Genomic DNA, 26,023 nt, shown 5'->3' with positions numbered 1-26,023 from the left:
TCTGTCAAATTTTTTCCTCTATCCCCTCTCCTCACTATTTTTAGGAGCAATCTATGGCAATAAAACTGCTTGAAATCGAGTTTTCCGAACCGATAAATCCGATTCGTGGACTTGAGAAATACGAAAAAATTCGCATCTTGGTGCGCTACCGGGGAGTTCCTCTCAAATGGGTGGAAATATCCAACAATCCTTGGTTGGCAATTATTCCGGCCGATCGCGTGCGATCGACAATTTTCGATCGAATAGACAAGGAATTGACTAAAGCAATTCTGGCAGAAAAGTTGGGCCTGCAAACAGAGCCAAATTATCCGCTACCGCCGATTAGCGTGGTCATCTGCACGCGCGATCGCACGGACTTGCTCAAAGGCGCTCTGGAAGCAATTCTCGCCATAGACTATCCCCATCGCGAAATTATCGTTATAGACAACGCTCCTTCAAACAGCAGCACCGCTGAATTGGTCGCGCGATTACCGGTACGCTACGTGAAGGAAGAACGGCCAGGATTGGACTGGGCGCGCAATCGCGGCATCGCTGAAGCCCGCCACGAGATTATTGCTTTTACTGACGATGACGTGCGGCCCGATCGAGGTTGGCTGCGCGGTATCGCTGCGGGCTTTGCTGACCCGGAAATTATGGCCGTTAGCGGTTTGGTTGCGCCGGCGGAACTGGAAACAGAGGCTCAAATTCAATTTGAATTCGGCTACGGGGGAATGCTGCAATATCTCCACAGTTTTAAAGTTGATGGTAGCAAGCTCTCGGCGCGGGAGTTGTTGTGGTCGAGCGCTTACGGTGTCGGGGCGAATATGGCTTTCCGGCGGCAAGTGTTCGCGGAAGTTGGGACTTTTGACCCGGCTTTGGATGTGGGGACTCCGACTCGGGGGGCTGGGGATATTGAGATGTTTCACCGGATTTTGGCGAAGGGATACTCGACTTTTTATGAGCCGAGAGCTTTTGTTTGGCACGTACACCGACGCAGCGGCGAGGCTTTGAGCAAGCAGTTGAGGGATAACGGGCGCGGTTTTGGGGCTTATTTGCTGACGTGCGATCGCAACCGTACTGTGGGCCGCGGCGCGCTTTTGCAGTTTGCGGTGTTTCACTGGCTGAACTGGTGGCTGCTGCGCCGCTTGATTCGTCCGGGGTGGTTTCCCCGCAAGTTGGTCGTCAGCGAGCTGCTGGGGGCTTTACAGAGTCCTTTTGCTTACAGGGAAGCGCAGTTGCAGGCTCAGCGGTTGGCGCTGATTCCTGATGTTGAACCGCAGCAGGTTGAACCGCAGGTAGCAGCCGGGGGTGTGCGGTGAGAAATACGGAAACGCTGGTTTATCGACGGCGCAGAATGGCTCATTTGTTCGATTTGCTGCGGGAGTTGGTCGATCGCGATATGAAATTACTTTACAAGCGATCGGCCCTGGGGATTGCTTGGACTTTGATCAATCCGCTGTTGCAGTTGGCGGTATTTTCTTTTGTATTTCGATCGGTAATTCCGGTTAATATTCCGCAGTTTTCTTCCTTTGCTTTTAGCGGTTTGTTAATTTGGACTTGGACTCAAACGGCGCTATTTCAAGCGACGGGACTAATTACTAGCAACCGGGCTTTAATTCGGCAGCCAAACTTTCCGACGGCGATTTTACCTGTCGTGACAACCACTACTGGGTTAATTCACTTTTTGCTAGCGCTGCCGGTGCTAATTATCTTTCTGGCAATTGACGGCATTCAGCCGAATTCGGTGCTGTTATATCTGCCAGTTTTGATGGTGATTCAATTCTTTTTGACGGTGAGTTTAGCTTATCCCCTCGCTGCCATTAACGTTACTTTTCGCGACACTCAGCACACTTTGGGCGTAGTTTTGCAGATGCTTTTTTATCTGACTCCGATTTTCTACGACCTCAACAGCGTCCCGAAACAATTTCAGCCTTTATATCATTTGAATCCGATGGTACCGCTGATTGAAGCTTACCGCGCCATAATTTTGAAAGGTACGCAGCCGGACTGGCAAGCACTTTTAGTTGTGAGCTTGATTGTAGCAGTTTTGTTGCCGCTCGGATTGGGGATTTTTACACGGCAAAGCGATCGTTTCGTGGAGGAATTGTAAATGCGTCAAGCTATTGTTGTTAAGGGTTTGGGGAAACGTTTCAACCGCTACAGTGCCGATCGACCTTTTACGATTATGGAGGCGGCTTTGTGGGGGTGGCGGCGGATGAAACCGCAAGCTTATTTTTGGGCGCTGCGAGACGTGAGTTTTAGTGTTTCCCCAGGGGAAATGCTGGGAATTCTCGGCAAGAACGGGGCAGGGAAATCGACGCTACTGCAACTTATTGGCGGTATCGGTCGCGCTGAGGAAGGAACTGTTAAAGTTAACGGAAAAATTGGCGGTTTGTTGGATTTGGGTGCGGGTTTTCACTCAGATTTAACAGGGCGAGAAAATGTGTTTGTGGGGGCGGTGGTGGCCGGTTTGACTCGCCGGGAAGCGGCCCGCAGGTTTGATGATATTGTTGAATTTGCAGAATTGCAACAGTTTATTGACAGCCCGATGCGGACTTACAGTACGGGGATGCAAATGCGGCTGGGTTTTTCGGTGGCGATTCATACCGATCCCGAAGTGCTTTTAGTTGATGAACATTTGTCGGTTGGTGATGTGGCTTTTCAAGCTAAATGTTTGAATAAGATAACTGAATTTAAGACTCAAGGTTGTGCGATTGTTTTAATTTCTCACAGTGCGGCCCAAATTCAGAAAATGTGCGATCGGGCTTTGTGGCTAAAATCCGGTGAAATCGTGGCTTACGGGGAGCCGGAAGTGGTGGCAGGTCAGTATTTGTCGGAAATGCGATCGGAAACCGAAAAACGCACTCCCATGCGTCCTCCTGAAGTTACAAGTACGGGTTCGCAACTGCGAGTCAATGAAAATAGATTCGGTTCTTTGGAAGTAGAAATTACGGATGTTAAAGTGTTGCCGGATGAGGAAATAGACAGCGGTGATTCTGTTACTATTGAGATTCATTATTCTGTACCAAAGTCTATTCCTGCTGCTATTTTTGGGGTGACAATTAGCCGGGAAGATGGGCAAAATTGTTTCGATACCAATACGAATCAAATGGGTCGATTGGTTCCCCTAGCTAAAGGTGAAGGCAAGATTAGGCTGCATTTGGATAGGTTAGATTTGGGTAACGGTCAGTATTACGTGAATGCTGGGGTTTACGAAAAGAGTTGGGCCTATGCTTACGACTATCACTGGCACGTTTATCCGCTGTACGTGCGATCGACTGTACACCAAAAAACGATTCTTTGTCCGCCCTACCGCTGGGAATTTCAGGGCCAAATGGAGGTACTAGATTTACCAGAAAAACCTAAAATCACTCACGCTTTGAATAAAAACAATCCCAGCTATGCGAAAATTTCAACTCAGTTAAAAAACAAACAAAACCCAGATTTTTTAATTATTGGCGCTCAAAAGTGCAGCGCGGAAGCTTTGTATGGTTATCTGGAAAATCACCTACAAATTATTAAAGAAGGACTGAGAGATATCCACTTTTTTGAACTGAATTTTGACCGGGGAATTGAGTGGTACAGCAAGCAGTTAACGCGGAGTGTAGCGGGTGACAAGGTTTTGCTGGGGGAGATGACTGCTTACTATATTTATCATCCTTTGGTGGCGGAGCGAGTTTACAAGTGTTTCCCGGATGTTAAGCTGATTGTAATGCTGCGAAATCCGGTGAAACGAGCTTGGTTGCACTATAATTTAGAAGTGGCGATCGGTTGCGAAAAGCTGGATTTTGAAAAAGCGATCGCTTCAGAACCCGATCGGCTAAAAGGTGAAATAGAGAAAATTCGATCTGATGACGGTTATTACAGTTTCAATCACCAGCATTATTCCTATTTGTCGCGGGGAATTTATGTAGAACAAATCAAGAATTGGCTGGATTATTTCCCAAGGGAACAGTTGCTAATTTTGAAGAGTGAAGATTTTCAGGCAAATCCGGGGAAAGTATTTTCTGAGGTGTTGGATTTCTTGGATATTAGTGCTAGCGCAGTTAAAGAATACGAGGTTAATAGTGTTGAGGATTATAGTAAAATGCCGGAGGCGATCGAACAAGAGTTGAGCAGGTATTTTGAACCTTATAATCGGGAACTTTCTGAGTTGTTGAAGGAGGATTTTAGTTGGAGTTAGGATGTTTTTGAAACCGCAGATGAACGCGGATTAACGCGGATAAATACGGTAAAACATAATTTCTGTAGGGGCGGGTTCGCCCACCATATTTAATTTTTATCAACAATCTAGATAAACCCGCCCCCACCCAACGAAATAAATTAGATCGCCCGTTTATCAATATAAAATCTAACAATGAAACGGATATTTTTAGTGGGAGCCCCTCGCAGCGGCACAACAATTCTTCAAAGTTTATTAGCCGCTCATCCCGAAGTTATTTCTTTTCCAGAATCTAAGTTTTTTCACTATTTGCTGTACGATCAGTTTGCGGGAAAATTGCCAAGTAGGATGGAAGCTTTTTTTAAGGATGAGATTAAGCGTCCTGAACTTTTGAAAGATTTTGATGACAGTCAAACTGTCGAAACTAAAGCTAGTTGGTTTGTCGGAGTTTTGGATGGTTTGGCTGCGGAACAAAACAAAAGCATTTGGTTGGAAAAAACGCCGGAACACATATATTTTATTGATGATATAGAGCGTTTGTTGCCGGATGTTAAATTCATACATCTTTTGCGAAACGGTATGGATACAATAGCTTCTATGTATGAGGCTACTAAGAGTTTTAACAATTTGTGGGGCGCTGGTTGGGATTTAAACCACTGTATCTATCGCTGGGAACACGCGATGTTAACTAGCCACAAATATGTTAATAAATCAAATCATATATTAATTAAATATGAGGAGCTTTTAGATAACAAAACAAAAATTTTAGGAGAAATTTGTCATTTTATGGGCATTGAGTATGACGGCGAAATGCTCCTTCATTACAAAGAAAAAGCCGCGAATCTAAGTTTGAATCTCCCTTGGCACAAAGGAATTGAGAGAGATATCAAAAGTAATAAGGTTCACAAATATCATATATTTTTCAACAGAAATGAAATCAGATATATTTTAGATGACATTAAGCGAGTCAAGGGTGAAATTGCCTGGAAAGTTGCGGTGGAAGTTAGCGAACCAATTTCGGATATTTACGTTGTGCAAATATGCGATCGCCTCTGCTGTACCATCCAATTAGAAGAAATTCAACTCGGTATTATTGAATTGCCAGTCTGCGATGGCATGGTTGCGGCTTCGGTGTTGGCTGATGCGGTTGCAGCCCAGTTTGCTTGGCCAATTCTCGATCGCTTCTTTCAACATAATCCAGAAACTCCGCAATTTGATTGGACTCTATTTTTACAGGACATTTGGAACCGTCCGAATTGGCTTGAGGCTTATTTTTACAATTCAGAAACAGCCGATGAAGCACCGACAATTAGCCTCTATCGAGACTTTATTGCTGTGGAAGTTAGCGACGAATTATCTAATATAAAAGTTGAGCTTTCAGAAATTGACGTGCTGGTGAAAGTAGGCGGCGTTGCTGTTGGGATTGTAACTGTTTCGGTTGAAGATAGTTTTGTTTCAGCTCAAAAATTGCGATCGACAATTACTCGAAATAGCGGTTTTGAGTTGTGCGTCGCCACCGTGCGAGAAGCTTTGCTGGGAAAACCGCTCAACGGCGAGATGTCGCTGCGATCGCGCCTAGCCTCTGCGGCTCAACAAAGGTCGAATCTGCCCGACGGGTTGAATGCAGAGAGTGCTGGGGGCATTTACCCGCAAGATGCGGTGATATTTGGCAGGCGCGAAGGTGCGATCGGGACGAGTGCCAGCCGCCGGGCCGCACTCCCGGCGGCGGCGCTGCGGGAAATCGCGTCAGCGGCGGCAATCGCGGGGGAACCGACAATGCAAATTCCCCGAGAAAACGAGTTGCCAAAGCAAGTATTTTACGCACCGGAAATCATTTGGCGAAAAGCGCCGTATAGAGAAGTTTCTCACTCGGTGAAACCTCAAGTTTTGGACAATCATAGCGTTACAGAAAAGCTGCCGATTCTCGCCTACCGCCGCATTTCTCCTGACGGTTTAGAGGCAATTACTCCGCAGGTTTTTGAACAGCACTTACAATATCTCAAACAGCATGGTTATTACAGTGCAAGTTGGGAAGATTGGCGAAGTGCGAAACGAGATCGAACTCCTTTACCCGGTAAGGCTGTATTGATGACTTTTGACGGCGGCTATCTCGACTTTTTCCAATATGTTTGGCCTCTGCTAAAACGCTTTGATTTTACAGCAACTGTTTTTCTAGTAGCGGAGTCAATAGGAAAGACAAATAGTTGGGAAAAAGCCGAATTTGAAGAAGTGCAGTTAATGGGATGGCAGGAAATTCGGCAACTGCGGGATGCAGGGATTGAATTCGGTTCTATGTCTGCGACTCATCAACCTCTGACTGCATTGTCGCCGACAGAAATTGTGCGGGAGGGGGCGAAATCCCGCGAGATTTTGGAACGGGGATTGGGGAAATCTGTTAGATGTTTTGCCTATCCCTACGGGGATGTCGATCCAATTGTAGCGCATTTAATTGGAGCGAGTGGGTATACTTTTGGTGTATCTTACGGGTCAGAATTTAGCAGTTTTGATGATTCTTTATTGTCGCTGCCCCGCATTCAAGTCACCGCAGAAAATTTCTGGCAATTAGGTTTGTAGCAGGACTTTATATTATAACTGATTCCTATTGCTTTTAACTCGCTTCCAATGTCAAAACACCCGCAGCCATATCCACTACTAAGCGCCGAGTTTTCAGCCACTGGCGGCCGATTAAAATTTCCGGTACTCCTGCACCTACATGAACTGGAATATCAAACTCTTGGTCATCAATACGCACTTTTCCGACATAAAGATCGAAATTAAATTCTCCCTTAGCTGTTCGCATTTTTTCTTGTTTGACATATGTCCAATCAAGTCCGTCTAAATCTTGATCGTTCATAGCTAACCAGCCAGAAAAACCTGTATCTAGCAGAGCATCAACAGGTAATTCTAAGCCGTTATCAGCAATTAATTCAACTTCAAAAAATAGCTCATCCTCATCACCAAATGTTCCTTGAATCATATCGTGCCACAAACTCCGGTTTCATTGATGCGAAAGACGTGCAATTTAGCTTTTGGGTATTTCTCATGGGCTATGTTTGCAACTAGCATATCATCCTTGTCGATAAAATGTTCTCCGCTGTCGGGTTCAACTGCCATGTACCAGTTGTAGTGGGTTTTAATCAATTCTGGTTTGAGACGATCGAAAATAGGTTTGCAGCGTTGATAAAATGCTTCTCTTTCAGCATACCATTGGGCTATTTCTTCTGAAGAACGTGTGCGTTTTGGGTGCAATCTTTTCCGGGGTACTGTGCGAGTTGGGTTGAGATAAGTCATTGTTGATTCTCCTTTGTGTCAGATGGTACTATATTAGCTCGTCCTCATCACCAAATATTCCTTCCATCATATCGTGCCACAAACTCCTGTTTCATTGATCCTAAAGACGTGCGGGATCGCATTGGGATGTTTTTGGCGACACATTTTTCCAGCAGCTAACGAATCTTTTTCGATAAAATATTCTCCGCTGTCTGGTTCAACTGCCATATACCAGTTGTAGTGGGTTTTAATCAATTCTGGTTTTAATCGATCGAATATAGGTTGACACCGCTGGCGAAATGCAGCTCTTTCAGCGTACCATTGAGTGATTTCTTCTGGAGACAGTGTGCGTTTTGGGTGCAATCTTTTCCGGGGTACTGTGCGAGTTGGGTTGAGATAAGTCATTGTTGATTCTCCTTTTGTGCCGTGAAAGTTAAGTAAGGTGGGCAGTACCCACCCTACAATTCTAGCTAATTAGACGCTAACAGGTGACTGTTGGCGGCTGTATGTCGCTAAGATGCGATCGGCCATTTGCGACGGATTTAATCCCAAGCTGGCAAAGGATTGTTCCGGTGTGGCATGATCTACCAATGTATCAGGTACGCCAAGTCGCATCACGGGGACTACAACATTATTGTCTAGCAAAGCTTCGGCTACTGCTGAACCAAAGCCGCCCATCAAACAGCCTTCTTCCATTGTGATAACTTTGCCGATTCGCTGTGCCAAAGGCAAGATTAATTCGGTATCTAAAGGCTTGACAAAACGCGCGTTGATGACGGTTGCTTCTATGCCGTGTTCGCTCAAAATCTCGGCGGTTTGCATCGCCGGATAAACCATTGAACCGTAACCTAAGATTAGCAAGTCGTCGCCGTTGCGGAGGATTTCGGCTTTGCCGATCGGCAATTCTTCCCAACCTTCTTCCATCAAAGGCACGCCGTAACCGTTGCCGCGCGGGTAACGCATGGCGATCGGGCCGCTGGTGTGGTTGATTCCCGTGACTACCATCCGCTGCAATTCTGCCTCGTCTTTTGGCGCCATGATTGTCATGTTTGGCAAACAGCGCAAGAAGGAAATATCGTACATTCCTTGGTGAGTTGGGCCGTCTGCGCCGACGATTCCGGCTCGATCGAGACAGAAGAAAACAGGCAAGTTTTGGATGCAGACATCGTGAACTATTTGGTCGTATCCCCGCTGCACAAATGTCGAGTAAATTGCCACTACCGGGCGCATTCCTTCACAGGCTAAACCAGCGGATAATGTAACGGCGTGCTGTTCGGCAATACCCACGTCGATGTACTGTTTCGGCAGTTTTTCCTGAAGTTTATCTAAGCCTGTTCCGGTTGCCATTGCGGCGGTAATGCCGACAACTTTCGGATTATTTTCTGCTAGCTTCACCAGACAGTGGGCAAAAACTTTCGAGTAAGCGGGAGGCTTGGGTTTGGTGGAAGGAATGCCTTTGCCGGTGGCTAAATTAAACGGGTTTTGGGCGTGATATCCTACTTGGTCTTTTTCGGCGATCGCATATCCTTTGCCCTTCACCGTCACAACGTGAACTAACACCGGCCCTTGGATGGTATGACCTTGTTTGAAAGTAGCAATTAACTCTTCCAAATTATGTCCGTCTACCGGCCCCATGTAGGTAAAGCCTAATTCTTCAATTACGGCTCCAACTTTCGACACAGCTAACCGTTTCATCCCTTCCTTGAGGCGTTCCATTTCGGGCGTAAATGTTTCGCCAACAAACGGAATTTGTTTGAATTGTTCCTCTAAGTTATCTTTGAGAAATTGCACCGGCTGCGAGAGTCGCATTTTGTTCAAATAGCGGGTAATCGCGCCGACATTGGGCGAGATTGACATCTCGTTGTCGTTGAGCACGACCATCACATTGGTTTTCGGCATATGGCCTGCGTGGTTGATCGCTTCCAATGCCATGCCGCCAGTCAATGCGCCGTCGCCAATGACTGCTACAGTTTTAAAGTTTTCGCCTTTGAGATCCCGCGCCATTGCCATTCCTAATGCTGCTGAGATGCTCGTAGAAGCGTGACCGGCGCCGAAATGGTCAAATTTGCTCTCGCAGCGCTTGAGATAGCCTGCAACGCCGTCTTTTTGGCGCAGGCTGTGGAATTGGTTGTAGCGGCCGGTTATCAATTTGTGAGGATAAGCTTGGTGGCCGACATCCCAGGTAACTTTGTCGCGATCGAGGTCGAGTGTCTGGTAGAGTGCTAAGGTCAGTTCGACTACACCCAATCCGGGGCCGAGGTGCCCGCCGCTAGCAGCTACAGTTTCTAAATGCTTTTCTCGAATTTGTCGGGCAATTTGTTCGAGTTGATGAATCGAAAGGCCGTGTAATTGGTTTGGATGAGTCAGTTCGCTCAGATGCATATTTTAAAATCTTGCTCCTGTGAATTAGGACGAATCCTTAACAGATATAGGTTGTGCCTGCAACGTTGGGTACGCGCAAACGTTAGAATAGTTTAACGGTTATTTGAGAAAAACTGTTAGCCGTAAGATTTTTGTTATTTTTGCCCTGGTAATTATAGTAAACAAATATTACAAAGTCAATATAAAAAAAGCTTATGTTCTTAGTTGCTAATCGCTAATTGTTAGCTGCATGGAGATTCTTAAGCATTTAAAGCTAAATAAGCCTACCTAAAAAAATAGAATACTCAGATACCCGACTTCTTAAAGAAGTCGGGTATCTAAGAGAAGAACGTTTGACGTTTAATTAGAGCGACTTACTTCCTTTTTGTCAGGAAGGGACGAGATCCCTTTTCTATTTATCGGTTTTCCAGTTAAAACAAAAAAGGAGCTCGCTCTCATCAATTACAGCATTCGCTCTAATTGGGCCGATCGAACTTCTGGCAATTTCTCGGCCCCAGTCGTATCAAATACGATCGCGTGTTTAGTCGCAGGTAACAACCGCCGTAAAATCTGAATATATCCCTCAGCATCGCCCCGGCGGTGGAACCGAGCAACTACCAATCGCTGCATATTTGGCAGTTGGCGCACGATGCACCAGGGATGAGTGTTTAATTTGGGCTTTGATGTTGGTATCATAGGGTAATCGTTCCCCGCGTTTGCGGGGTGTGGTAGGAAAGCGGTCGCCCTTAAGTTTTCGAGGCTAGGTGGGCGATCGTTTTCAGTTATTCTTATATTTAAGGTTGATACTAACCTGTTGTCAAGGGCAAAATGGGGCGAGTTAGACTAAAGATTCGAGAGTTGGCAGAAGAAAAGGGCTGGACGCTGCAAGATGTGGCAGATCGGTCAGGGGTTAATTACAACACGGTTAAGGGCTATGCTAGACGGGATGACGGCATGAGTACGGTTGACCTTAGCGCCGTTCAGAAAATCGCTCTTGCTTTTGATGTAATGATTGAAGATTTGGTCGAGTTTTTGGAATAGTAGGGGCGATCGCGCTAATGGGCTACGTTAGACTGCGGATTCGAGAACTAGCTGAGCAAAAGGGTTGGACTCTAAAGCAAGTTGCCGATCGATCGGGAGTCAATTACAACACGGTAAAAAGCTACGGGAGACGCGATGCTTTGAACACGGCCGATATTTCTGCTGTCTGCAAAATAGCCCGCGCCTTCGATGTGAGTATGGAAGATTTGGTCGAGATTTTGGAAGATTGAGATCGGACGGCGGTTGAAACCGCGTCTACACAAACGATGTCCGCCTCCGCGGACTGAAGAAGATAACGTAATTTTAAGGGCCCGTTCTTCAACCCGCGGAGGCGGGTTTTGTTTGTATAGACGCGGTTTCAACCGCCCGGTCTTTATCCTCGCGTTTGACTTTGCAAAATTTCCTCCAACAGCCGCTCTTGACTTTTCGCAGGTTCTTTGCAAGTCAAACACTCGCAAACTAACCCGATAACACCTTCAGGTAAATCAGCCTCAATCTGACAGACAGCAGTCGGATAATACTGGGAAATCAACCCGGAAATCTGGTCGGGAGTCGTGCGAATTAGGGTAGAATGCTGATACCAATCCAGAGCAGAAAGCAAACTCGGACAAGCTTGCGGAGAATCTTGTACAATACTGCTGAAAGCTTGCAAACCTTGCTCCGCGCGATCGAGATATTCCAAATTCGGGCCCAACAGCGCGAGGCGAACCAAAGAGGCGATCGCAATTCCATTCGCCGCCGGAGTTGCATTGTCTATATAGCTGCGTTCCCGCACCAACAAATCTCCGCTAGCATCCTTAGCAGTATTGTAATATCCTCCCAATTCGACGCTCCACAAAAACTCATCAAACTCTTCTTGCACCTGCACAGCTTTCTCGAACCAAAACTGAGAATTCGGCAACTGTTTGGCCTCTTCCCCGTTTTCTAAAGTCAAACTCGCTTGATGCAAATCCAACAATGCTTTCACAAACAAAGCATAATCTTCCGACTGCGCGGTTACAGCAGATTGTCCGTCATAATTCAACCGCTGAAACCGCCCATCCGTCCACTGATTATCTAAAATAAAATTAGCTGCTTTCACAGCTAATTCCAGATATTCCAATTTTCCAAAAACAGCCGCAGCGCGGGCTAAACCAGAAATCATTAAGCTATTCCAAGCAGCAATCATTTTCGTGTCAGTAACTGCGGGAATTCTACCCGGCCAACAGTCATTTTTAGCTTCTTGATTGTTGCGGGCTGGGGGAAAGGTTTTTACAGTATCGGGATTGCCACCGTAGCGAACTTGAAAGAGTTTAGCCAAAGCCTTTTCTACCGTCTCGCTCAGTTTTCCCGGATGGCGGCGCTGCAATACATTTTTGCCTTCAAAATTGCCTGCGCGACTAACAGTAAACTGTGCTTGAATTTCCGCCAATTCCTCAGCAGTTAACACTTGTTCCAGTTCGGCGTAAGTCCAAACATAAAACGCTCCTTCTTCCGGCTCAAGTTCCTCTGAAGTGTTAAAGCTGTCAGCATCTTGTGCAGCGTAGAAATAGCCGGTCGGTGCAATCATTTCTCGTTTCAACCATTCTACTGTCCGCGCGATCGCACTTTCAAAAGCAGGTTCTTGTATTCCCGCGCTCCACAAATTAGCCAAATATTCAACAATTTGACCGTTGTCGTAGAGCATTTTTTCAAAGTGCGGCACAGTCCAAGTCGCATCAACAGTGTAGCGGTGAAATCCGCCTGCTACGTGGTCGTAAATGCCGCCCAATGCTAAGTCTAATCCGCGCTGAGTGCAGACTTGTTTGCTGTCGTATTTTGATTCAAAATTGAATCGGGTTCCCCGCAGTGCTAGCTCAGCATAAGGCATCATCGGAAAACTGGGCCCGGGGTTGCTGCCGGCAATAATTCCGGTGTTGAGTTCTAAGCCTTTTTGGAAGATTTCGCGATTTAATTCGGCGGTTGATCCTGACAGCGCTGCCGACTGTTGGAGGTTGCCTAATATCTCTGCTTTGAATGCTTCTACTTTGCCTTTTTCTGTGTCGTAAAAGCGGCGAATTGCGTGCAAAACTTCTAGAAATCCGGGTCTTCCGTAGCGCGGTTCTACAGGGAAATAAGTGCCTCCGTAGAACGGAACTCGCTCGTCGGGAGTCAAAAAAACGTTGAGCGGCCAACCGCCTTGACCGGTCATCATTTGCAAGGTTTGCATATAAATGCTGTCGATATCCGGGCGTTCTTCGCGATCGACTTTTATCGGTATAAAGTGCGAATTCATGTATTGGGCGATCGCGCGATCGGAAAATGCTTCTCCTTCCATCACCGTACACCAGTGGCAGCTAGAGTAGCCAATTGACAGGAAAATCGGTTTATTTTCGCTCCGGGCCGTTTCTAAGGCTTCGTCGCACCAGGGCCACCAGTCGATCGGATTTTCGGCGTGTTTCTGGAGGTAAAGACTTTGAGATTGAGCAAGACGGTTGACCATAATCAAATCTACTTTAACTCGTACAGAGTAAGCTTGTCACTTCTCTAGCAGTTTAGCGCGAGATGTTTTAATTGAGTTGTTGCTGATAATTATGTTTTAATATAAGGGCTGATTATCTCTATCTAACATGAGTTTATCATCTCGGAGAACCTTCAATCAACGGCTCGGACAATTTTTGCTGAGTGCGGCGGTTCCTCCTACTGTTCTCAAACAGTGCCAAGCTGAATCGTCCGATCGACCTTTTACCCAAACTAATATTAACCAAGTTTTAGCAAAAGCAGAGCCAGAAATAGAATTATTAGTCCCGACATTTTTAGGTAACGACAAGCGCCGTTTCTACGGCAGAGGTGTTCCGAAAAGCTTGAAATTAATCAACAAATTTGAGCTAGGAAGCGGACGGACTTTTCTGGGAAGGAGGTCTGTAGTTTGGAGCGGCGCGGGTTGGACTGGACAGCCAACAATTACCAGAGACCGGGGGGAAACTTATTTAATTATAGGTTCTTTCGACCACAATTTGCGAAAAATAGATATTGCTACGAATAAAGAAGTTTGGCGCTATAAATTTGATGATATAATTAAAGGCTCATCAACAATCTATATCGATGAAAAAGCCAGCGCCGAAAACAGAATTGTTATTTTGCAAGGCAGCCGCAGCGGCGGTGGTGGCAAAAATGTTGTGCCGAGTTTTAGGGCAATATCTTTTAGAACTGGCAAGGAACTTTGGAAATTGGACATCAGGAGAACGCCCAGCTACAGCCGGGATAACGATAGCAGCGCTTTGGACCTCGGCGGTGGCGTGTTGTTCAATGCGGGGGAAAATGCGATCGGTTATTTTCTCAATAGTTCTGCCAGCAAAGCCAAAGTTAAACAAGGAATCAAGCAACCGCAAATATTGTCGGAAGTACAGCTTTATGCAGCAGGAGATATCGGCAAGCACGGCGGAAACTTGGTAGCGGAATCATCGCCATCGAGGCTCAAAGATAGAATATTTATAGCTGCTGGTTCCGGTCATATTTACGGTATTAGTATTGAAAGTAAAAAGATAGTGTGGGATTTTTATACGGGTTCAGATTTGGACGGAACTGCTGTAATTTCTAAATCGGGAAAACTGTTTTGTGCTATTGAAAAACAGTACATACAGGGCAACGGCGGCGTGCTGAAGCTGAATCCAAACAAGGAACCGAATGCCAGCGTCGAATGGTTTTTGCCTACCGGAAACCGCCGAGTTTCTGGCTGGGAAGGCGGGATAATCGGCTCGGTGGCGTTGAATGATGAGTACAATCCAGGGGAGTTTCCGGCGCTGTTTGCCACAAATGCGATCGACGGCAATTTGTACATCGGTTCCCAAGATATGATTACAGGTAAAAAAATTGCTGTACCTTGGCGTAACCAGTCTTACGATACTCCGGTAATAGTATTTAAAAAAGCGATTGGTTCTTCAATCTCGACTCCGATTTTTACCGATGGAAATAAACTTATCAGTGCGGGATACAACGGTGTTTATTTGTTCAATTTGAATTGGGAACGAGCAAAGTCAGGGGATGAGAAAGCTTTGAGAAATGCTAAAGGCGAGTTTTACCGTTTGAAAGTAAAAGAATCTGGGAGATTTAAACCAGGTTTGTCATTTGAGGCGACGCCTGTAGTTTGGGACGGAATTGTGAGGATTTGCGCGAGGGATGGCTGGATGTATACTTTGGGTTAAAATTGGTATTTTGCACATCTTTGAGGAACAGGCAAGATGCCTGTTTCACAACAAATCAGGAACAGGCAAGATGCCTGTTTCACAACAAATCAGGAACAGGCAAGATGCCTGTTTCACAACAAATCAGAAACAGGCAAGATGCCTGTTCCACAACAAATCAGGAACAGGCAAGATGCCTGTTCCACAATAAATAAATTATCTTGTGGAACGGGCATCTTGCCCGTGCCCAGTTTCCGGGTGTTGAAATCCGCCAATGCCACCACCTGCCGTTTAACTGCGGTTATCTCTATCATAGAAAGGATGTCAGGAATTATAGGAAACTTGTTATATGGCGACAAATGAAAGTCAAATAAGTCAAATTTACGGTTCAGAGGATGCTCAAGGTATTCTGCAAATTGCGATCGCGCGCCGACAGGATGAAGGGGAATTATCCAGAGTGCAGCTTTTCGAGATTGCGGCGGAATTGGGCATTTCCGAACAGGATATTGTGGCGGCGGAACAGCAATGGTTAGCAACTAGAGGAGAATTTCAAGAAAAACTGGTTTTTAACACTTACCGCCGTCGCAAATTGCAGAAAAATGTGACAAAGTACGGCATTATCAATACTTTTTTAGTTTTGTTTAATCTAGCAGGATCGCACGAGCTTTCTTGGTCGCTTTTCATTTTACTAACGTGGGGATTGGGATTGTCGCTGAATGCTTGGAATGTGTATCAAACTGAAGGGGAAGATTACGAACAAGCGTTTGGGCGGTGGCGTTTGAAGAAACAAGTCGGTGAGTCTCTTGGTACGGCGGCGGATAAGTTTATGAAGTGGTTGCAGTCGTGATTTGCTATGGTAAAAAACGCGATCGCCCTTTCTTTTACTTCATACTGGTGAAGTAATTCGGATTTTAACTGGTTAAGCTGTTACGCATTTAAAATAGTATTGTAGGGTGCGTCAGCCCTTTCTCGTTTCCTTTGTAAGCGTAAGTGTTCTAGCTGACGCACCCTACAGGCCTAGTTAGTGGTTTAAATGCGTAACAGCTTACTGAACAGAGTAATTGTTAAGGTTTTTTCTTTAGCCTATCCCAAGAGCGATCGCCCTTGCTTAAGTAAAGTGCGATCGCCTGTGATTGTAGGTCATATTTGTAGGGATACGGAATTGCCGTGTGCGGCTTCTAGTCCCCGCAGTCGATTCCCTACGGGATAGCTACGCACGCGCGTACTTTCTGCACCCAAAAAACCTAATTTTGCTGCGGCGCATCTCCCTTAGCAGCATCTTCAACCGCAGGATGAATTAATGCCGATCGAAAACCTTGCCGAATTTCCGAATTCAAATACCTGCGCTGCAAAACCTGCCATTTTTGCCAAGCTGCATAGCGATTTTCTGCCAACAAACCAGCCAACTTCGGCAACTCTTTTTTCAGATCGCGATCGACAAAATCTGTCAGAAATTCCCCTAGAACTTCACAATCTTGAATATCGCCCAAACATTCCTGAACAGCTTTCACATCTTCTACATAAACTTCGTAAGTCTCGCCGTAAAAATCCCCAAACAGATTCATCAAATAGCGAACCCGCTTCGCTTGCTTCCGCAAATCGTGCAGCATAGTTCCCTCCGCTGCTAACTTCTCTTCCACAGCAGACTCATTCAAATCATCAGCAACTTTAACTTTGCCATCCTCATATTCCGTACCCAGCAGCCAAGCCGGATGCAGGAAAAACTCGCTGACTTGAGGTAACAGTAAATCCGGCAAAACCTCAGCAATTGGCAAATGTTCGATCGCCCGAAACTTCGGTTTGTCCAACCACTCCTCGATCGACTTCTTCAGCAATTCGTAGGTTTTGTGTTCTAAAATCGCCCTCACTCCCTTCAAAGCGCGGCGTCGCTGTTTGAGCAAAGTTAACAAAGCTTCATCCAACACTTCCTGTTCATCCGCCGGCAAATTTGGGTAATATCGGTTTTGGAGACTTTCGAGCATCACATCCAAATCTCTGAGCGTTCCCAGAATTCGTCCCACCTTACCAATTTTACGTTCAGAAGCCTCTTTTGGCCAATCTAAAACCGGAGCAAAACCCGTTACAGCCGATCGCAAACGCCTCAATCCCACGCGCATTTGATGAAGTTCTTCCGCGTCTTTGTCTTTGATAACTTCAGCCTCGTGCTCTACAGTTTTGCGAAAATATTTTTCGATCGCCCCTGATGCTGCGTCTCCGAGAGTCTTAACTTGAGTTTTAACTTTTGCTGATGTTTTTACGTTCATGGCAGGTGTAGATTTCAAATCCCCGATCGACTTTAATTTTGATTTCAATGCTTTGCTAGTAAAGGGTTTACATCCTAGCACACAACGCAATTTTATGACTCTGCCCCAAACATAAATCTTAATATAAGGCGCTTGACAATTTATACAAAGTCAGCATTTAGCAATCCTTCAATTATTCAATTCTTCAATCCAAAATCTCAAATCTCAAATCTAAAATAAAATGTCCCTCCCTCGCCCTGCAAGCAAATAAAAATCAGATTTCTGGCGCGCTTTCCCAAACAGGTTAAGATCGCTGCAAACCGATATTTATTCGCCAAAGGGTGAGAGAGGGTGCGATCGTCGGGAGGACAAGTTTTAAACTAAATCAACCCCAGCTTGTCCGACTTCAAAGAGGCAATTTAGCCTTTCCAGTCTTTCGCAGATTGTTCGAGCACGTAGGTTGCTACATCCTCAATTTGTTCGGGCTTCAAGCGGCCAGCGAAAGCAGGCATAGCATTTTTGCCCTTTGTTACCTGAGTGGTAATAGCTTCCAGAGAATTCATGCCGTACTTCTCAAGAGCAGCCGATTTCAAGGTTTTCATGGCCATAACCACGTTGCCGCCACCGATGTGACAAGCAGCACAGTTGGCGCTAAAGAGTTTAGCTCCTTTAGCGGCATCTCCTGCCAAAGCAGGGCGGCCAAAGCCGACAGTCAAAATTGCGAACGCTAATAGGGCGATCGATAAGAGTCTTTTCAACACAGTTCTCCTCTAATGGACACTCAAAGGGTGATTCTTTAGATATTTTACCTGGTGAAACAGGCGCGATCGCGCAGTCGCATCGCATTCTCCCGAGTAATTTACCACTTTTTTGAGCAGTTCAACTCTCAAAATTCTCCACGCCCCAGCCCGGAGCTTTCTGGGCTGCCCGGATCGCAAAAGCCGCCAAATTTTCGATCTCGGCCTGCTGCATCCAACTTTCCGGCACTTGGCGGCACCAAAAAGTTTCCTCACTACCGTCATAAGTCATCGGTTTTCTCAGATACGCCACCAAACTATTGATGTTGGTGCGGGGAGGCGTTGCTCCCTTCAGAGCAGTCAAAGACAAAGATACAGTCGGATCGGGCAAAGTCGATCCCCCGACATGACAGTTGAGGCAGTTTTGCTCGAACAACCGCTTACCTGCGGAAAAATCCTCAGCGGAAAATAACCGAGTGTGTCCCTGAGCGTCCAATTCCAGTGCTACAGGTTCGCTGACTTTTAAATAGCGAGTCACATAAGAATCGGCAGCAGCCAAAACAGGTTGAGGAGCCAACAACAGGAGCGGCAAAATAATTAACATCCCCAACAGAAAGCAGACAAAAGCACCACGACGCAGCATGAGGGACTACAACCTTTTGCGATAATCAATGAGCAGGAGGTAAATTTTAGATTTCAGATTTTAGAGCGAAAAACGACCAGCTAGCAATCTTTGCCAAACCCCAGCCCCCTCCCAATCCAAAATCCAAAATCTAAAATCTAAAATCTAAAATCGATTAGCGAGCGCCTTTACCGCCAGCCCACTGCTTGGAGATAATTTTCGGCTGCAACATAATGTGACCGGCAATCGCGTACAAATCCTCATCCGAGAGATTTCTCATCTCAGCAAAAATATCCGCACTCTTCATGCTCGGATGCACTTCCGAAATTTCCTCAAACCCGTCATAAGTAGTGGGATTTTTCATAAAGTCCACCAGCGACTCAATATTATTGCGGGGCGGGTTGGCCAAAGCCAGAGTTTCCGGGCTCAAATTCAGGTTCGGGTCAGTTTTCGTCATTCCCGCAGCGTGACATTGAGCGCAAGCCGAGTTGAACAGGCGTTTGCCTTGCTGAACTTGTTTGAGGCTCAGCACCACCGGAGCACCCTTGTCATTCAAAGTCACAGTGCGAAGTTCAGGACTCAGTTCGACAGCCATCGCACTGCTGACAAAGAACTGAAATGTCAAGAATACAGCGGTCAGAGCAATGAAATATCTTTTAAGCATGGTTCTCCTTAAAAAAATCCGGCAAATTATTGAACGCTAAGAGATCGTAGCTGGCAAACAGATTTATGTTCAAAATTCCCTCCTTGTGCGACAACTGGCGCAAGTTTGTGCAGCCATACCTTTAAAGGTAGAGGAATTTTGCGATCTAATCTGCAAGAAGTGTTGAGTCGCGCCTTTTTTCGAGAGCGGACATAATTGCCTTAACATCCTCCAAAGCCAAACGGGTTTGAGGGTGCTTGTAGGCAATTTCCAACTCGTCGCACAAGCGGATCACGTCTTCAACAGGGACGTTGAAGTCCTCTGCTATTTCTGCGATGGACAGGTCTGCAAAACCCATAATTTTTAGGTCGCTGACAGGTCAAAATTCAGTTGACGGCTATTAACTGAAAGCCGGACAATTTCACAAAGCGCTGTTAGCTTGTTCTGTTAGTTTGTTCTGAGATTTTGTTCGATCGCAACCTAACTAACCGCTAACTGCTACTAGGCATTTTTGCCCAGCCAAACAGAGGGGCCAATCAACTTCCGATCAATATCATCCCACTGCTGCGTCGTTATTACCAATAGGAATTGCGCGGGCGGGGTTCAAAACCCGGTGTCAGCGTTAACGTCTCGTTACCAAACTAAATATTTTTGGTAGAACCCGGGTTTTTCGCAATTCCTCAGAAATTTCCCTCTGTGCCCCAGACTCACCAACAGACAATCATCCGGCGCAGCAGCTTAGGGAGCAAGCTTGAAAGCGTGAGTCTGCGGGGGCAAAGCGTGGTTGTCGCTGGCTTCGAGGGCGGGAAATTCCGAGCCTGCCAAGAAAGGCTGGGGCTGGTGGAGGCTGATGAGCCCAGCGAGAGTTTTCTTTAATTGAGTCCGGGGTACGATCAAGTCTACAAAACCGTGGGCGAAGGAGTATTCGGAAGTTTGATAATTTTCCGGCAGCTTTTCCCGCAGAGTTTGCTCGATTACCCGGCCGCCCGTAAAGGCTACAGTAGCTTTTGGCTCTGCAATTATAATGTCTCCCAGCATGGCAAAACTGGCGGTGACGCCGCCGGTCGTCGGGTGGGTCAAAATCGGGATGTAAAGCAGTCTCGCTTCCCGGTGGCGTTCCAGAGCCCCGGAAATTTTAGCCATTTGCATCAAGCTGAGCATTCCTTCTTGCATTCTCGCACCGCCAGAAGCGCAGACAATGATAACTGACAAGCGTTCCCGCGTGGCGTGTTCGATGAGGCGAGTCAGTTTTTCTCCGACTACTGAGCCCATGCTGCCGCCGATGAACTGAAATTCCATGACTCCGAGGGCGACTGGCAAATTTTCGAGTTGGCCGATGCCTGTTTCTACGGCGTCTAGGTGGCCTGTTTTTTCTTGAAATTCTCGGAGCCGATCGCTATATTTTTTTCGATCGCGAAATTTCAGGGGATCGGTGGCGTGCAGTCCTTCGTTAATGGGCATCCAGGTATTGGGATCGATCAACTGCTCGATGCGATCGTCGCTGTAAACTCTGATATGATGCCCGCATTCCAAGCAAACCATTTGATTTGCTCGCAGGTCTTTGGTATAACTCAGGGCATCGCAAGCTTCGCATTTATTCCAAAGTCCGTCGGCAATTTCTCGTTCCGGCCGTTCTTGGGAGTTCGGTACTGATTTTCGTCGATTTGCAAACCAATCAAATAGAGACATTAAAACTTGGTAATTGGTAATTGGAAATTGGGAATTGGGAATTGGTAATTAGCAATTGTTAGTTGTTAGTTGTCAGTTGCTAGTTGTCAATTGCTAGTTGTCAATTGCTAGTTGTTTAGTGACTAATGACTAATGACTAATGACTGATGACTGATGACTAATGACTGATGACTGATGACTGATGACTGATGACTGATGACTAATGACTAATCACCCGATTCTGGCTCATCTTCAACTGGACTGATGAGGAGCGATGCTGTTCGCTGGTGTTCTGGAAGAACTTGCAGGGCTGTAGCACTGCCCGCTCCCAGATAAGATGCTACGCCCAAGTCAACAATCCGAGCTGGGATTTGATGAGCAGCGAGGATTTGCTGCATCAATTCGGCTTCCCAACGAAAGCTAGTAGTTGTAAGTGTAATCCAAGACACGGAACAATTTTACCAATTTTTGAGACAATGTTATGTTCGATCGCTAGACTACCTGCCGATCAGAAACTAAAATTCGGGAAAAACAACTGCAAGTAAGTAGATAAGATGGCTTCGCCCCACAGAGCAGTAATTGCTGCACCGAGAGCCAGAAACGGGCCAAAAGGCATAGGTTGACGCCGATCGAGCAACCCGATGGCGATCGCCCCGCCACCGGCAAAAGCCCCAGCTACACAGGCGATGAATCCGGCTAGCAGCAAGTATTTCCAGCCCAGCCAAGCCCCCATCAAGGCGGCCAATTTGGTATCTCCGGCGCCCATAGCATTCTGCCCCAAGCCGATCGTCCCGGCGAACCCGATCGCGTCAAACAGCCACAACCCGACAACTGCCCCCGCGATCCCGTCGAGTACCAGATAGTGTACCGAGTCGATCGGACTAAATGTCGGCCACCAACCTTTAGCCACTTGGAAAACCAATCCGACCACCAAACCCGATCGAGTTAAAGAATTAGGCAAAGTCATTGTATCGCAATCAATCAAAGACAAAGCCAACAGCCAGCTAAACAAAGCCCAAAAACCAAGAGTTTGCACTGTTACGCCAAACCGCCAGAAGATTAGCAAAAACAGCAAACCCGTAGCTGCTTCCACCAGCGGATAGCGGGCAGAAATCCGACTGCGGCAGTAATTGCAGCGTCCCCGCAGCCACAGCCAACCGAAAACGGGTATATTTTCGTAATTTCTGAGTTGATTTAAACATTTGGGACAGCGAGAAGGAGGGTGGATCACCGACAAACCCGCAGGCAACCGATAGATTACCACATTGAGAAAGCTGCCAATAGCCGAGCCGATAACAAAGACGATCGCCGTGACAAGGCAATTAAAGATAATTTCCATTAAGTTGTCTGTTGTCTGTTCTGATTTATTAGTTGTCAGTTGTTAGTTTGTGCCGTCAATTACCAATCATTTTTGTAGTGAGAAATGCGAGCCTGCTGATTTGGATGAGAATTCAATCCCTGACTACCAAATTTCTTTGGCAATTGCGATGTGGTTGCGATTTTTAAGCCGTTGCCAATGATAAATCACTAATTATCAATCATCAATCACCAATTCCCAATTTCTAACTATCTATCAACTGTCAACTGCCAACTGCCAACTGTCAACTGCCAACTGCCAACTGCCAACTGTCAATTAATACATTTGAGATTCAATTTCGTCAAAAGTAACAAAACGTTCACCAGGCAATAAAATCGGCTGCGAAGCAAAAATTAGCTGCCCTCGATCGCTTCCTTGACTGACAACTACACCCGCCGGACGCTGGATCTGCTCGGAATGCACTTTCAGATACATACCATAGGCCGATCGAGCAGCTCGGATCAAATCGGGAGCTAGCAAGCTGTGACTTTCGGAAGTTTCTATAGTGGGTTCTGGGTTTGGCTGGTATGGAGTCACGGGAAACTTATCATAATGGTATTGGTCGAGCTATTGGTGTTGCCTCTCGATCGATAGAACTTACCCTATTTTTTAAGAATAGACTAGGTGGAAATTATTAATAGATTAACCTACAACCCTCCCTTGGCTGCGATCGAACTGCGGCTGCGATCGCTCCTTTCGGCCCAACTGTACGCTGCTGCGTGGGTAGATCCCTCCCCCGCAACGCTAATGGGAGTTTTCGATCACCTGCGAACTCTGCGCTACATCCTCCACGACTACGTGCCCAGGCCCGTGTCCGAATCTCCGCCCAACCCGGGCGAGGTGCGCTACCAGTGGCAAACAGGCACCTTGCTGTTCACGGATTTGGCAGGGTTTACGTCGCTGTTGGAAGCGAATGCAACCCAGGGGCGCAAGGGAGCTGAAAGCCTGCTGGGCGTGATTAACGACTATTTTGCCTCGATGATTGAAATTGTTAGCAAATCGGGCGGGGATTTGCTGGAGTTTACCGGAGATGCGATGCTGGTGCAGTTTCTGTCAGGAGTTTACCAAGAGGATACAGCGAGGGCGGTGCGGGCGGGTTTGCGGATGCAGCGGGCGATGGATGAATTTGCCAATATTGAAACGGCGCGGGGTGTTTTGTCTTTGAGGATGCGGGTGGGCATCCACTGCGGCCGCTATATTAGTGCTGACATCGGTACGCCGCTGCGGATGGCTCACGTACTGCTGGGGCATTCAGTTCAGCAAGCCAAGCAGGCTGAGGGTTCTGGGACTGTGGGGCGGGTGTGTTTGACTGAAGCTGCTAGTTTGTCTTTGGGAGAGGAATTTCGTTTTGAACCCGGGAAACCGGGTTATTTGTTGGTGGCGGACGATTTAACGGACGATCGACTCGGAGAGTATGATATCACTTTGACTCGGCGGCGGATGCCGAGTTCGGTATTGCTCGATCGCAGCGTTGCGGGCTTGGTAAAAGAAATCGGGGAAGCTGTGAATCGGCTTGAACCCCTTGCTAGTTATATTCCCAAAACTATCCTGAGACTGCTGGTGGAAAATGCAGACAGGCGAAAAATACCGCCGGATTTTCCCGAACCGACGGTGATGTTTGTCAACTTGATAGGTTTACCGGAGTCTGTGGAGAAAGCTTCGCCCCAGGAAGAAGTCAATCTGGTAGTGGGTTATTCTCGGGTGTTTGCGTCGATCGATGCTGTAGTCTCAGCTAAAGGAGGCGTGTTGCAAAAAGTAACGGCGCACTTAGACGGTTCGGATATGCTGATTTATTTTGGCGTGCCCGACGCTCACACGGATGACGCCAGCCGCGCTGCTAGTGCGGCGATTGCGATCCGAGATATCATTGCAGGTTTGCCTCTGGTAATTATTGCGGGTGAAGAAGTAAAAGTAAGCTGTCAAATTGGGTTGTCCCTGGGGCCGGTGTTTGCTGCTGAGGTTGGGGAACCGCGAGGGCGCAGGGAGTTTAATATCCTCGGCGATACGGTGAATACGGCTGCGCGGTTGATGAGCAAGGCGGGGGAAAACCAAATTTTGATTGGTGAAAGGGTGTTTGAGGCGATCGAGCCGCACTTCATTTGCAAGGCTTTGGGATCTGTTGCTCTGAAGGGGAAATCTGCTCAAACTCCGATTTTTGCTTTGCAAGGCGCAAAAGGGGAGAAGGGAAAAGGGGGCGTTTAAATAACTTTGCGGGGTAATAATTGCATACTACTGGTCAATTGAGAGCATGACAAACCATTACCGCATTATTATGCGGCGCGATCGTACCCCAAAATCTTAAAACATTAGACCTCTTGCAAAAATAACTAGGACGGGCTCTCCGGCCCATCCCACAAAATTTTTTTTCTTGTGGAATGGGCCCCAGAGCCCGTTCCAGAATTTGATTAAAAGGATTTTTGCAAGAGGTCTATTGATCTTGAGTGTGCCTTGCTGTAAGATAAAATTCAGGTATACTACGGTAAATCGATAGATTTATGGTATAAACTGCGTAAGTCCTAATTAAGCGAGACATTCACCAAGGAGTTGAGGAGACGAATCATGAGCAAATGGTTTGCCATTGCCAGACGTAGGTTACTGCTATTTTTTATTTCTGGGCTGTTTCTATCGCTATTAGTCAATGCCTGTAATTCTTCCTCTCCTGGAACTAACACTACAGCAGCATCTCCCGGCTCATCTCCTACAGCAGTTCCTACAGTAGTACGTTTAGATTATGCCTACTACAATCCTGTCAGTCTCGTACTCAAAGAAAAAGGCTGGCTGGAGGAAGACTTAGCCAAAACCAATATCAAAGTCGAATGGGTGCTCAGTCAAGGTAGTAACAAGGCATTAGAGTTTCTCAATGGCAGCAGCATTGACTTTGGCTCTACTTCTGGTGCTTCCGCACTGATTGCAAAAGCCAATGGCAATCCCATCAAATCTATTTATGTTTACTCCAAACCCGAATGGACAGCATTAGTAACTACGGCGAATTCTTCCATTCAAAAAGTCACCGATCTAAAAGGCAAGAAAGTTGCAGCAACGCGCGGAACAGATCCGTTTATTTTCTTGTTGCGTGCCTTGGATCGAGTCGGTTTGACTGCCAAAGATGTGGAAATTGTGCCTTTGCCCCACGCTGACGGTAAAGCTGCCCTTGAGAAAGGCGATGTCGATGCCTGGGCTGGTCTCGATCCATTTATGGCACAGACAGAAGTAGAAAAAGGCTCGAAACTTTTCTTCCGCGATCCCAAACTAATTAGTCAAGGCTTTTTGAATGTCCGCGAGGCATTTGCCAAACAATATCCCGAACAAGTTAGTCAAGTGCTAACCGCCTATGAGAAAGCACGGAAATGGGCGATCGCGAATCCTAGCGAACTCAAGCAAGTGGTAATTAAAGCATCGAAGTTGACAGAAGCGGTAGCAACTAAACAATTAGAGGAGCGAACCGATCTCTCAAACTCATCAATTGGTGACGAACAAAAAACCGTTATTAGTGCTGCTGGAGATGTCTTGAAAAAAAGTGGCGTAATCAAAGATTCCGTTGACGTGACTACAGTAGTTAACGATTTAATCGATCCGCAATATGTAGCAAAGATTGCCAAATCCTAAGTAAAAAACATCTGCTTTGGATATAGCGATTCTCAAACGAGTGAGGTACGTAGTTGGGCTTTAGCCCTCTTAATTGTGCTTATGTAGTAGGTGAGGTAAGCTGTTGAACATTTAAAAACGAGTGAGGTACGTAGTTGGGCTTTAGCCCTCTTAATTGTGCTTATGTAGTAGGTGAGGTAAGCTGTTGAACAT

27 protein-coding genes are annotated in these 26,023 nt (G+C 46.5%); 11 read left to right on the top strand and 16 right to left on the bottom strand.

Going from position 1 to position 26,023, the window contains the following annotated elements:
* Nucleotides 1-53 precede the first annotated feature (53 nt).
* From QUB70_RS03420 to QUB70_RS03405, 4 genes are all read left to right on the top strand, one after another.
* Complete coding sequence (locus QUB70_RS03420; protein WP_332978338.1) at nt 54-1,298, top strand: glycosyltransferase; 1,245 nt, start codon at nt 54-56, stop codon at nt 1,296-1,298.
* Nucleotides 1,295-2,089: an ABC transporter permease gene (locus QUB70_RS03415; protein WP_332978336.1), complete on the top strand. Its 795-nt coding sequence runs from the start codon at nt 1,295-1,297 to the stop codon at nt 2,087-2,089. Before QUB70_RS03420 ends, QUB70_RS03415 begins: the two co-directional genes overlap by 4 nt.
* Complete coding sequence (locus QUB70_RS03410) at nt 2,090-4,162, top strand: Wzt carbohydrate-binding domain-containing protein (RefSeq protein ID WP_332978335.1); 2,073 nt, start codon at nt 2,090-2,092, stop codon at nt 4,160-4,162.
* 174 nt (nt 4,163-4,336) lie between these two features.
* The gene (locus tag QUB70_RS03405; protein ID WP_332978334.1) at nt 4,337-6,715 is read left to right on the top strand and encodes a sulfotransferase; all 2,379 of its coding nucleotides are present in this window, start codon (nt 4,337-4,339) and stop codon (nt 6,713-6,715) included.
* A gap of 34 nt (nt 6,716-6,749) precedes the next feature.
* Here the strand turns inward: QUB70_RS03405 and QUB70_RS03400 are convergent, their stop codons facing one another.
* From QUB70_RS03400 to QUB70_RS03380, 5 genes are all read right to left on the bottom strand, one after another.
* Nucleotides 6,750-7,118, bottom strand: a complete 369-nt coding sequence (locus QUB70_RS03400) for an aspartyl protease (RefSeq protein WP_332978332.1) — start codon at nt 7,116-7,118, stop codon at nt 6,750-6,752.
* On the bottom strand, nt 7,115-7,432 hold the full coding sequence (locus tag QUB70_RS03395; RefSeq protein WP_332978331.1) for a hypothetical protein: 318 nt from the start codon (nt 7,430-7,432) through the stop codon (nt 7,115-7,117). Before QUB70_RS03395 ends, QUB70_RS03400 begins: the two co-directional genes overlap by 4 nt.
* Before the next feature lie 66 nt (nt 7,433-7,498).
* A complete protein-coding gene (locus QUB70_RS03390; RefSeq protein ID WP_332978329.1) occupies nt 7,499-7,816 on the bottom strand; it encodes a hypothetical protein in 318 nt (105 codons plus the stop codon).
* Between the two features lie 69 nt (nt 7,817-7,885).
* Nucleotides 7,886-9,793: a 1-deoxy-D-xylulose-5-phosphate synthase gene (gene dxs, locus QUB70_RS03385; RefSeq protein ID WP_332978328.1), complete on the bottom strand. Its 1,908-nt coding sequence runs from the start codon at nt 9,791-9,793 to the stop codon at nt 7,886-7,888.
* A 441-nt stretch (nt 9,794-10,234) separates the two neighbouring features.
* Entirely contained in the window at nt 10,235-10,468 is a 234-nt protein-coding gene (locus QUB70_RS03380) for a hypothetical protein (protein ID WP_332978326.1), read from the bottom strand.
* A gap of 132 nt (nt 10,469-10,600) precedes the next feature.
* Here QUB70_RS03380 and QUB70_RS03375 point away from each other — a divergent pair, with 132 nt between their 5' ends.
* A complete protein-coding gene (locus tag QUB70_RS03375; RefSeq protein ID WP_190663558.1) occupies nt 10,601-10,813 on the top strand; it encodes a helix-turn-helix domain-containing protein in 213 nt (70 codons plus the stop codon).
* A 17-nt stretch (nt 10,814-10,830) separates the two neighbouring features.
* Nucleotides 10,831-11,043 carry a helix-turn-helix domain-containing protein gene (locus QUB70_RS03370; protein WP_332978324.1) on the top strand — a complete coding sequence of 71 codons (213 nt, stop codon included), beginning with the start codon at nt 10,831-10,833 and terminating at the stop codon, nt 11,041-11,043.
* Nucleotides 11,044-11,186: 143 nt separating this feature from the next.
* On the opposite strand, the gene QUB70_RS03365 is transcribed toward QUB70_RS03370, so the two are convergent.
* Nucleotides 11,187-13,274 (bottom strand): thioredoxin domain-containing protein, encoded by a 2,088-nt coding sequence (locus tag QUB70_RS03365; protein ID WP_332978323.1) that lies wholly within the window; start codon nt 13,272-13,274, stop codon nt 11,187-11,189.
* A 127-nt stretch (nt 13,275-13,401) separates the two neighbouring features.
* Between QUB70_RS03365 and QUB70_RS03360 the strand changes: the two genes are divergently transcribed.
* Nucleotides 13,402-14,976 carry an outer membrane protein assembly factor BamB family protein gene (locus tag QUB70_RS03360; protein ID WP_332978322.1) on the top strand — a complete coding sequence of 525 codons (1,575 nt, stop codon included), beginning with the start codon at nt 13,402-13,404 and terminating at the stop codon, nt 14,974-14,976.
* 113 nt (nt 14,977-15,089) lie between these two features.
* Here QUB70_RS03360 and QUB70_RS03355 read toward each other — a convergent pair whose 3' ends face one another.
* Nucleotides 15,090-15,269: a hypothetical protein gene (locus QUB70_RS03355; RefSeq protein ID WP_332978320.1), complete on the bottom strand. Its 180-nt coding sequence runs from the start codon at nt 15,267-15,269 to the stop codon at nt 15,090-15,092.
* Between the two features lie 35 nt (nt 15,270-15,304).
* Here QUB70_RS03355 and QUB70_RS03350 point away from each other — a divergent pair, with 35 nt between their 5' ends.
* A complete protein-coding gene (locus QUB70_RS03350; protein WP_332978318.1) occupies nt 15,305-15,802 on the top strand; it encodes a 2TM domain-containing protein in 498 nt (165 codons plus the stop codon).
* A 186-nt stretch (nt 15,803-15,988) separates the two neighbouring features.
* Nucleotides 15,989-16,165, top strand: coding sequence for a hypothetical protein (locus QUB70_RS03345; protein ID WP_332978317.1), 177 nt, complete (start codon nt 15,989-15,991; stop codon nt 16,163-16,165).
* A gap of 34 nt (nt 16,166-16,199) precedes the next feature.
* Here QUB70_RS03345 and QUB70_RS03340 read toward each other — a convergent pair whose 3' ends face one another.
* From QUB70_RS03340 to QUB70_RS03300, 9 genes are all read right to left on the bottom strand, one after another.
* Nucleotides 16,200-17,219 carry a CHAD domain-containing protein gene (locus QUB70_RS03340; RefSeq protein WP_332978316.1) on the bottom strand — a complete coding sequence of 340 codons (1,020 nt, stop codon included), beginning with the start codon at nt 17,217-17,219 and terminating at the stop codon, nt 16,200-16,202.
* Between the two features lie 398 nt (nt 17,220-17,617).
* Nucleotides 17,618-17,956, bottom strand: coding sequence for a cytochrome c6 PetJ (gene petJ / locus QUB70_RS03335; RefSeq protein WP_332978315.1), 339 nt, complete (start codon nt 17,954-17,956; stop codon nt 17,618-17,620).
* Between the two features lie 121 nt (nt 17,957-18,077).
* A complete protein-coding gene (psbV2, locus tag QUB70_RS03330; protein ID WP_332978314.1) occupies nt 18,078-18,578 on the bottom strand; it encodes a photosystem II cytochrome PsbV2 in 501 nt (166 codons plus the stop codon).
* Nucleotides 18,579-18,732: 154 nt separating this feature from the next.
* Nucleotides 18,733-19,221 carry a photosystem II cytochrome c-550 gene (psbV, locus tag QUB70_RS03325; RefSeq protein ID WP_332978313.1) on the bottom strand — a complete coding sequence of 163 codons (489 nt, stop codon included), beginning with the start codon at nt 19,219-19,221 and terminating at the stop codon, nt 18,733-18,735.
* 145 nt (nt 19,222-19,366) lie between these two features.
* Entirely contained in the window at nt 19,367-19,558 is a 192-nt protein-coding gene (locus QUB70_RS03320) for a translation initiation factor IF-2 (protein WP_332978312.1), read from the bottom strand.
* A 380-nt stretch (nt 19,559-19,938) separates the two neighbouring features.
* Nucleotides 19,939-20,889, bottom strand: a complete 951-nt coding sequence (gene accD, locus QUB70_RS03315) for an acetyl-CoA carboxylase, carboxyltransferase subunit beta (RefSeq protein ID WP_332978311.1) — start codon at nt 20,887-20,889, stop codon at nt 19,939-19,941.
* Nucleotides 20,890-21,095: 206 nt separating this feature from the next.
* Complete coding sequence (locus QUB70_RS03310; protein WP_332978309.1) at nt 21,096-21,317, bottom strand: hypothetical protein; 222 nt, start codon at nt 21,315-21,317, stop codon at nt 21,096-21,098.
* 59 nt (nt 21,318-21,376) lie between these two features.
* Complete coding sequence (locus QUB70_RS03305) at nt 21,377-22,207, bottom strand: prepilin peptidase (RefSeq protein ID WP_332978308.1); 831 nt, start codon at nt 22,205-22,207, stop codon at nt 21,377-21,379.
* 294 nt (nt 22,208-22,501) lie between these two features.
* Complete coding sequence (locus QUB70_RS03300) at nt 22,502-22,762, bottom strand: hypothetical protein (protein WP_332978307.1); 261 nt, start codon at nt 22,760-22,762, stop codon at nt 22,502-22,504.
* Between the two features lie 87 nt (nt 22,763-22,849).
* Between QUB70_RS03300 and QUB70_RS03295 the strand changes: the two genes are divergently transcribed.
* Together QUB70_RS03295 and QUB70_RS03290 are read left to right on the top strand one after the other, a co-directional pair.
* Nucleotides 22,850-24,427, top strand: a complete 1,578-nt coding sequence (locus tag QUB70_RS03295) for an adenylate/guanylate cyclase domain-containing protein (protein WP_332978306.1) — start codon at nt 22,850-22,852, stop codon at nt 24,425-24,427.
* Between the two features lie 357 nt (nt 24,428-24,784).
* Entirely contained in the window at nt 24,785-25,831 is a 1,047-nt protein-coding gene (locus QUB70_RS03290) for an aliphatic sulfonate ABC transporter substrate-binding protein (protein WP_332978305.1), read from the top strand.
* Nucleotides 25,832-26,023: the final 192 nt, after the last annotated feature.

It is taken from the genome of Microcoleus sp. A003_D6 (assembly GCF_036702825.1).
GTDB lineage: Bacteria > Cyanobacteriota > Cyanobacteriia > Cyanobacteriales > Microcoleaceae > Microcoleus.
The sequence above is the reverse complement of the archived record's forward strand: the minus strand, read 5'-3'. Positions and strand labels throughout refer to the sequence as shown.

Bases quoted from the DNA above. Each gene is read 5' to 3' on its own strand.
- QUB70_RS03420 (WP_332978338.1), top strand. From the start codon at position 54: ATGGCAATAAAACTGCTTGAAATCGAGTTTTCCGAACCGATAAATCCG.
- QUB70_RS03410 (WP_332978335.1), top strand. From the start codon at position 2,090: ATGCGTCAAGCTATTGTTGTTAAGGGTTTGGGGAAACGTTTCAACCGC.
- QUB70_RS03405 (WP_332978334.1), top strand. From the start codon at position 4,337: ATGAAACGGATATTTTTAGTGGGAGCCCCTCGCAGCGGCACAACAATT.
- QUB70_RS03400 (WP_332978332.1), bottom strand. From the start codon at position 7,118: ATGATTCAAGGAACATTTGGTGATGAGGATGAGCTATTTTTTGAAGTT.
- QUB70_RS03395 (WP_332978331.1), bottom strand. From the start codon at position 7,432: ATGACTTATCTCAACCCAACTCGCACAGTACCCCGGAAAAGATTGCAC.
- QUB70_RS03390 (WP_332978329.1), bottom strand. From the start codon at position 7,816: ATGACTTATCTCAACCCAACTCGCACAGTACCCCGGAAAAGATTGCAC.
- dxs (WP_332978328.1), bottom strand. From the start codon at position 9,793: ATGCATCTGAGCGAACTGACTCATCCAAACCAATTACACGGCCTTTCG.
- QUB70_RS03380 (WP_332978326.1), bottom strand. From the start codon at position 10,468: ATGATACCAACATCAAAGCCCAAATTAAACACTCATCCCTGGTGCATC.
- QUB70_RS03375 (WP_190663558.1), top strand. From the start codon at position 10,601: ATGGGGCGAGTTAGACTAAAGATTCGAGAGTTGGCAGAAGAAAAGGGC.
- QUB70_RS03370 (WP_332978324.1), top strand. From the start codon at position 10,831: ATGGGCTACGTTAGACTGCGGATTCGAGAACTAGCTGAGCAAAAGGGT.
- QUB70_RS03365 (WP_332978323.1), bottom strand. From the start codon at position 13,274: ATGGTCAACCGTCTTGCTCAATCTCAAAGTCTTTACCTCCAGAAACAC.
- QUB70_RS03360 (WP_332978322.1), top strand. From the start codon at position 13,402: ATGAGTTTATCATCTCGGAGAACCTTCAATCAACGGCTCGGACAATTT.
- QUB70_RS03355 (WP_332978320.1), bottom strand. From the start codon at position 15,269: ATGATAGAGATAACCGCAGTTAAACGGCAGGTGGTGGCATTGGCGGAT.
- QUB70_RS03350 (WP_332978318.1), top strand. From the start codon at position 15,305: ATGGCGACAAATGAAAGTCAAATAAGTCAAATTTACGGTTCAGAGGAT.
- QUB70_RS03345 (WP_332978317.1), top strand. From the start codon at position 15,989: ATGCGTAACAGCTTACTGAACAGAGTAATTGTTAAGGTTTTTTCTTTA.
- QUB70_RS03340 (WP_332978316.1), bottom strand. From the start codon at position 17,219: ATGAACGTAAAAACATCAGCAAAAGTTAAAACTCAAGTTAAGACTCTC.
- psbV2 (WP_332978314.1), bottom strand. From the start codon at position 18,578: ATGCTGCGTCGTGGTGCTTTTGTCTGCTTTCTGTTGGGGATGTTAATT.
- psbV (WP_332978313.1), bottom strand. From the start codon at position 19,221: ATGCTTAAAAGATATTTCATTGCTCTGACCGCTGTATTCTTGACATTT.
- QUB70_RS03320 (WP_332978312.1), bottom strand. From the start codon at position 19,558: ATGGGTTTTGCAGACCTGTCCATCGCAGAAATAGCAGAGGACTTCAAC.
- accD (WP_332978311.1), bottom strand. From the start codon at position 20,889: ATGTCTCTATTTGATTGGTTTGCAAATCGACGAAAATCAGTACCGAAC.
- QUB70_RS03305 (WP_332978308.1), bottom strand. From the start codon at position 22,207: ATGGAAATTATCTTTAATTGCCTTGTCACGGCGATCGTCTTTGTTATC.
- QUB70_RS03290 (WP_332978305.1), top strand. From the start codon at position 24,785: ATGAGCAAATGGTTTGCCATTGCCAGACGTAGGTTACTGCTATTTTTT.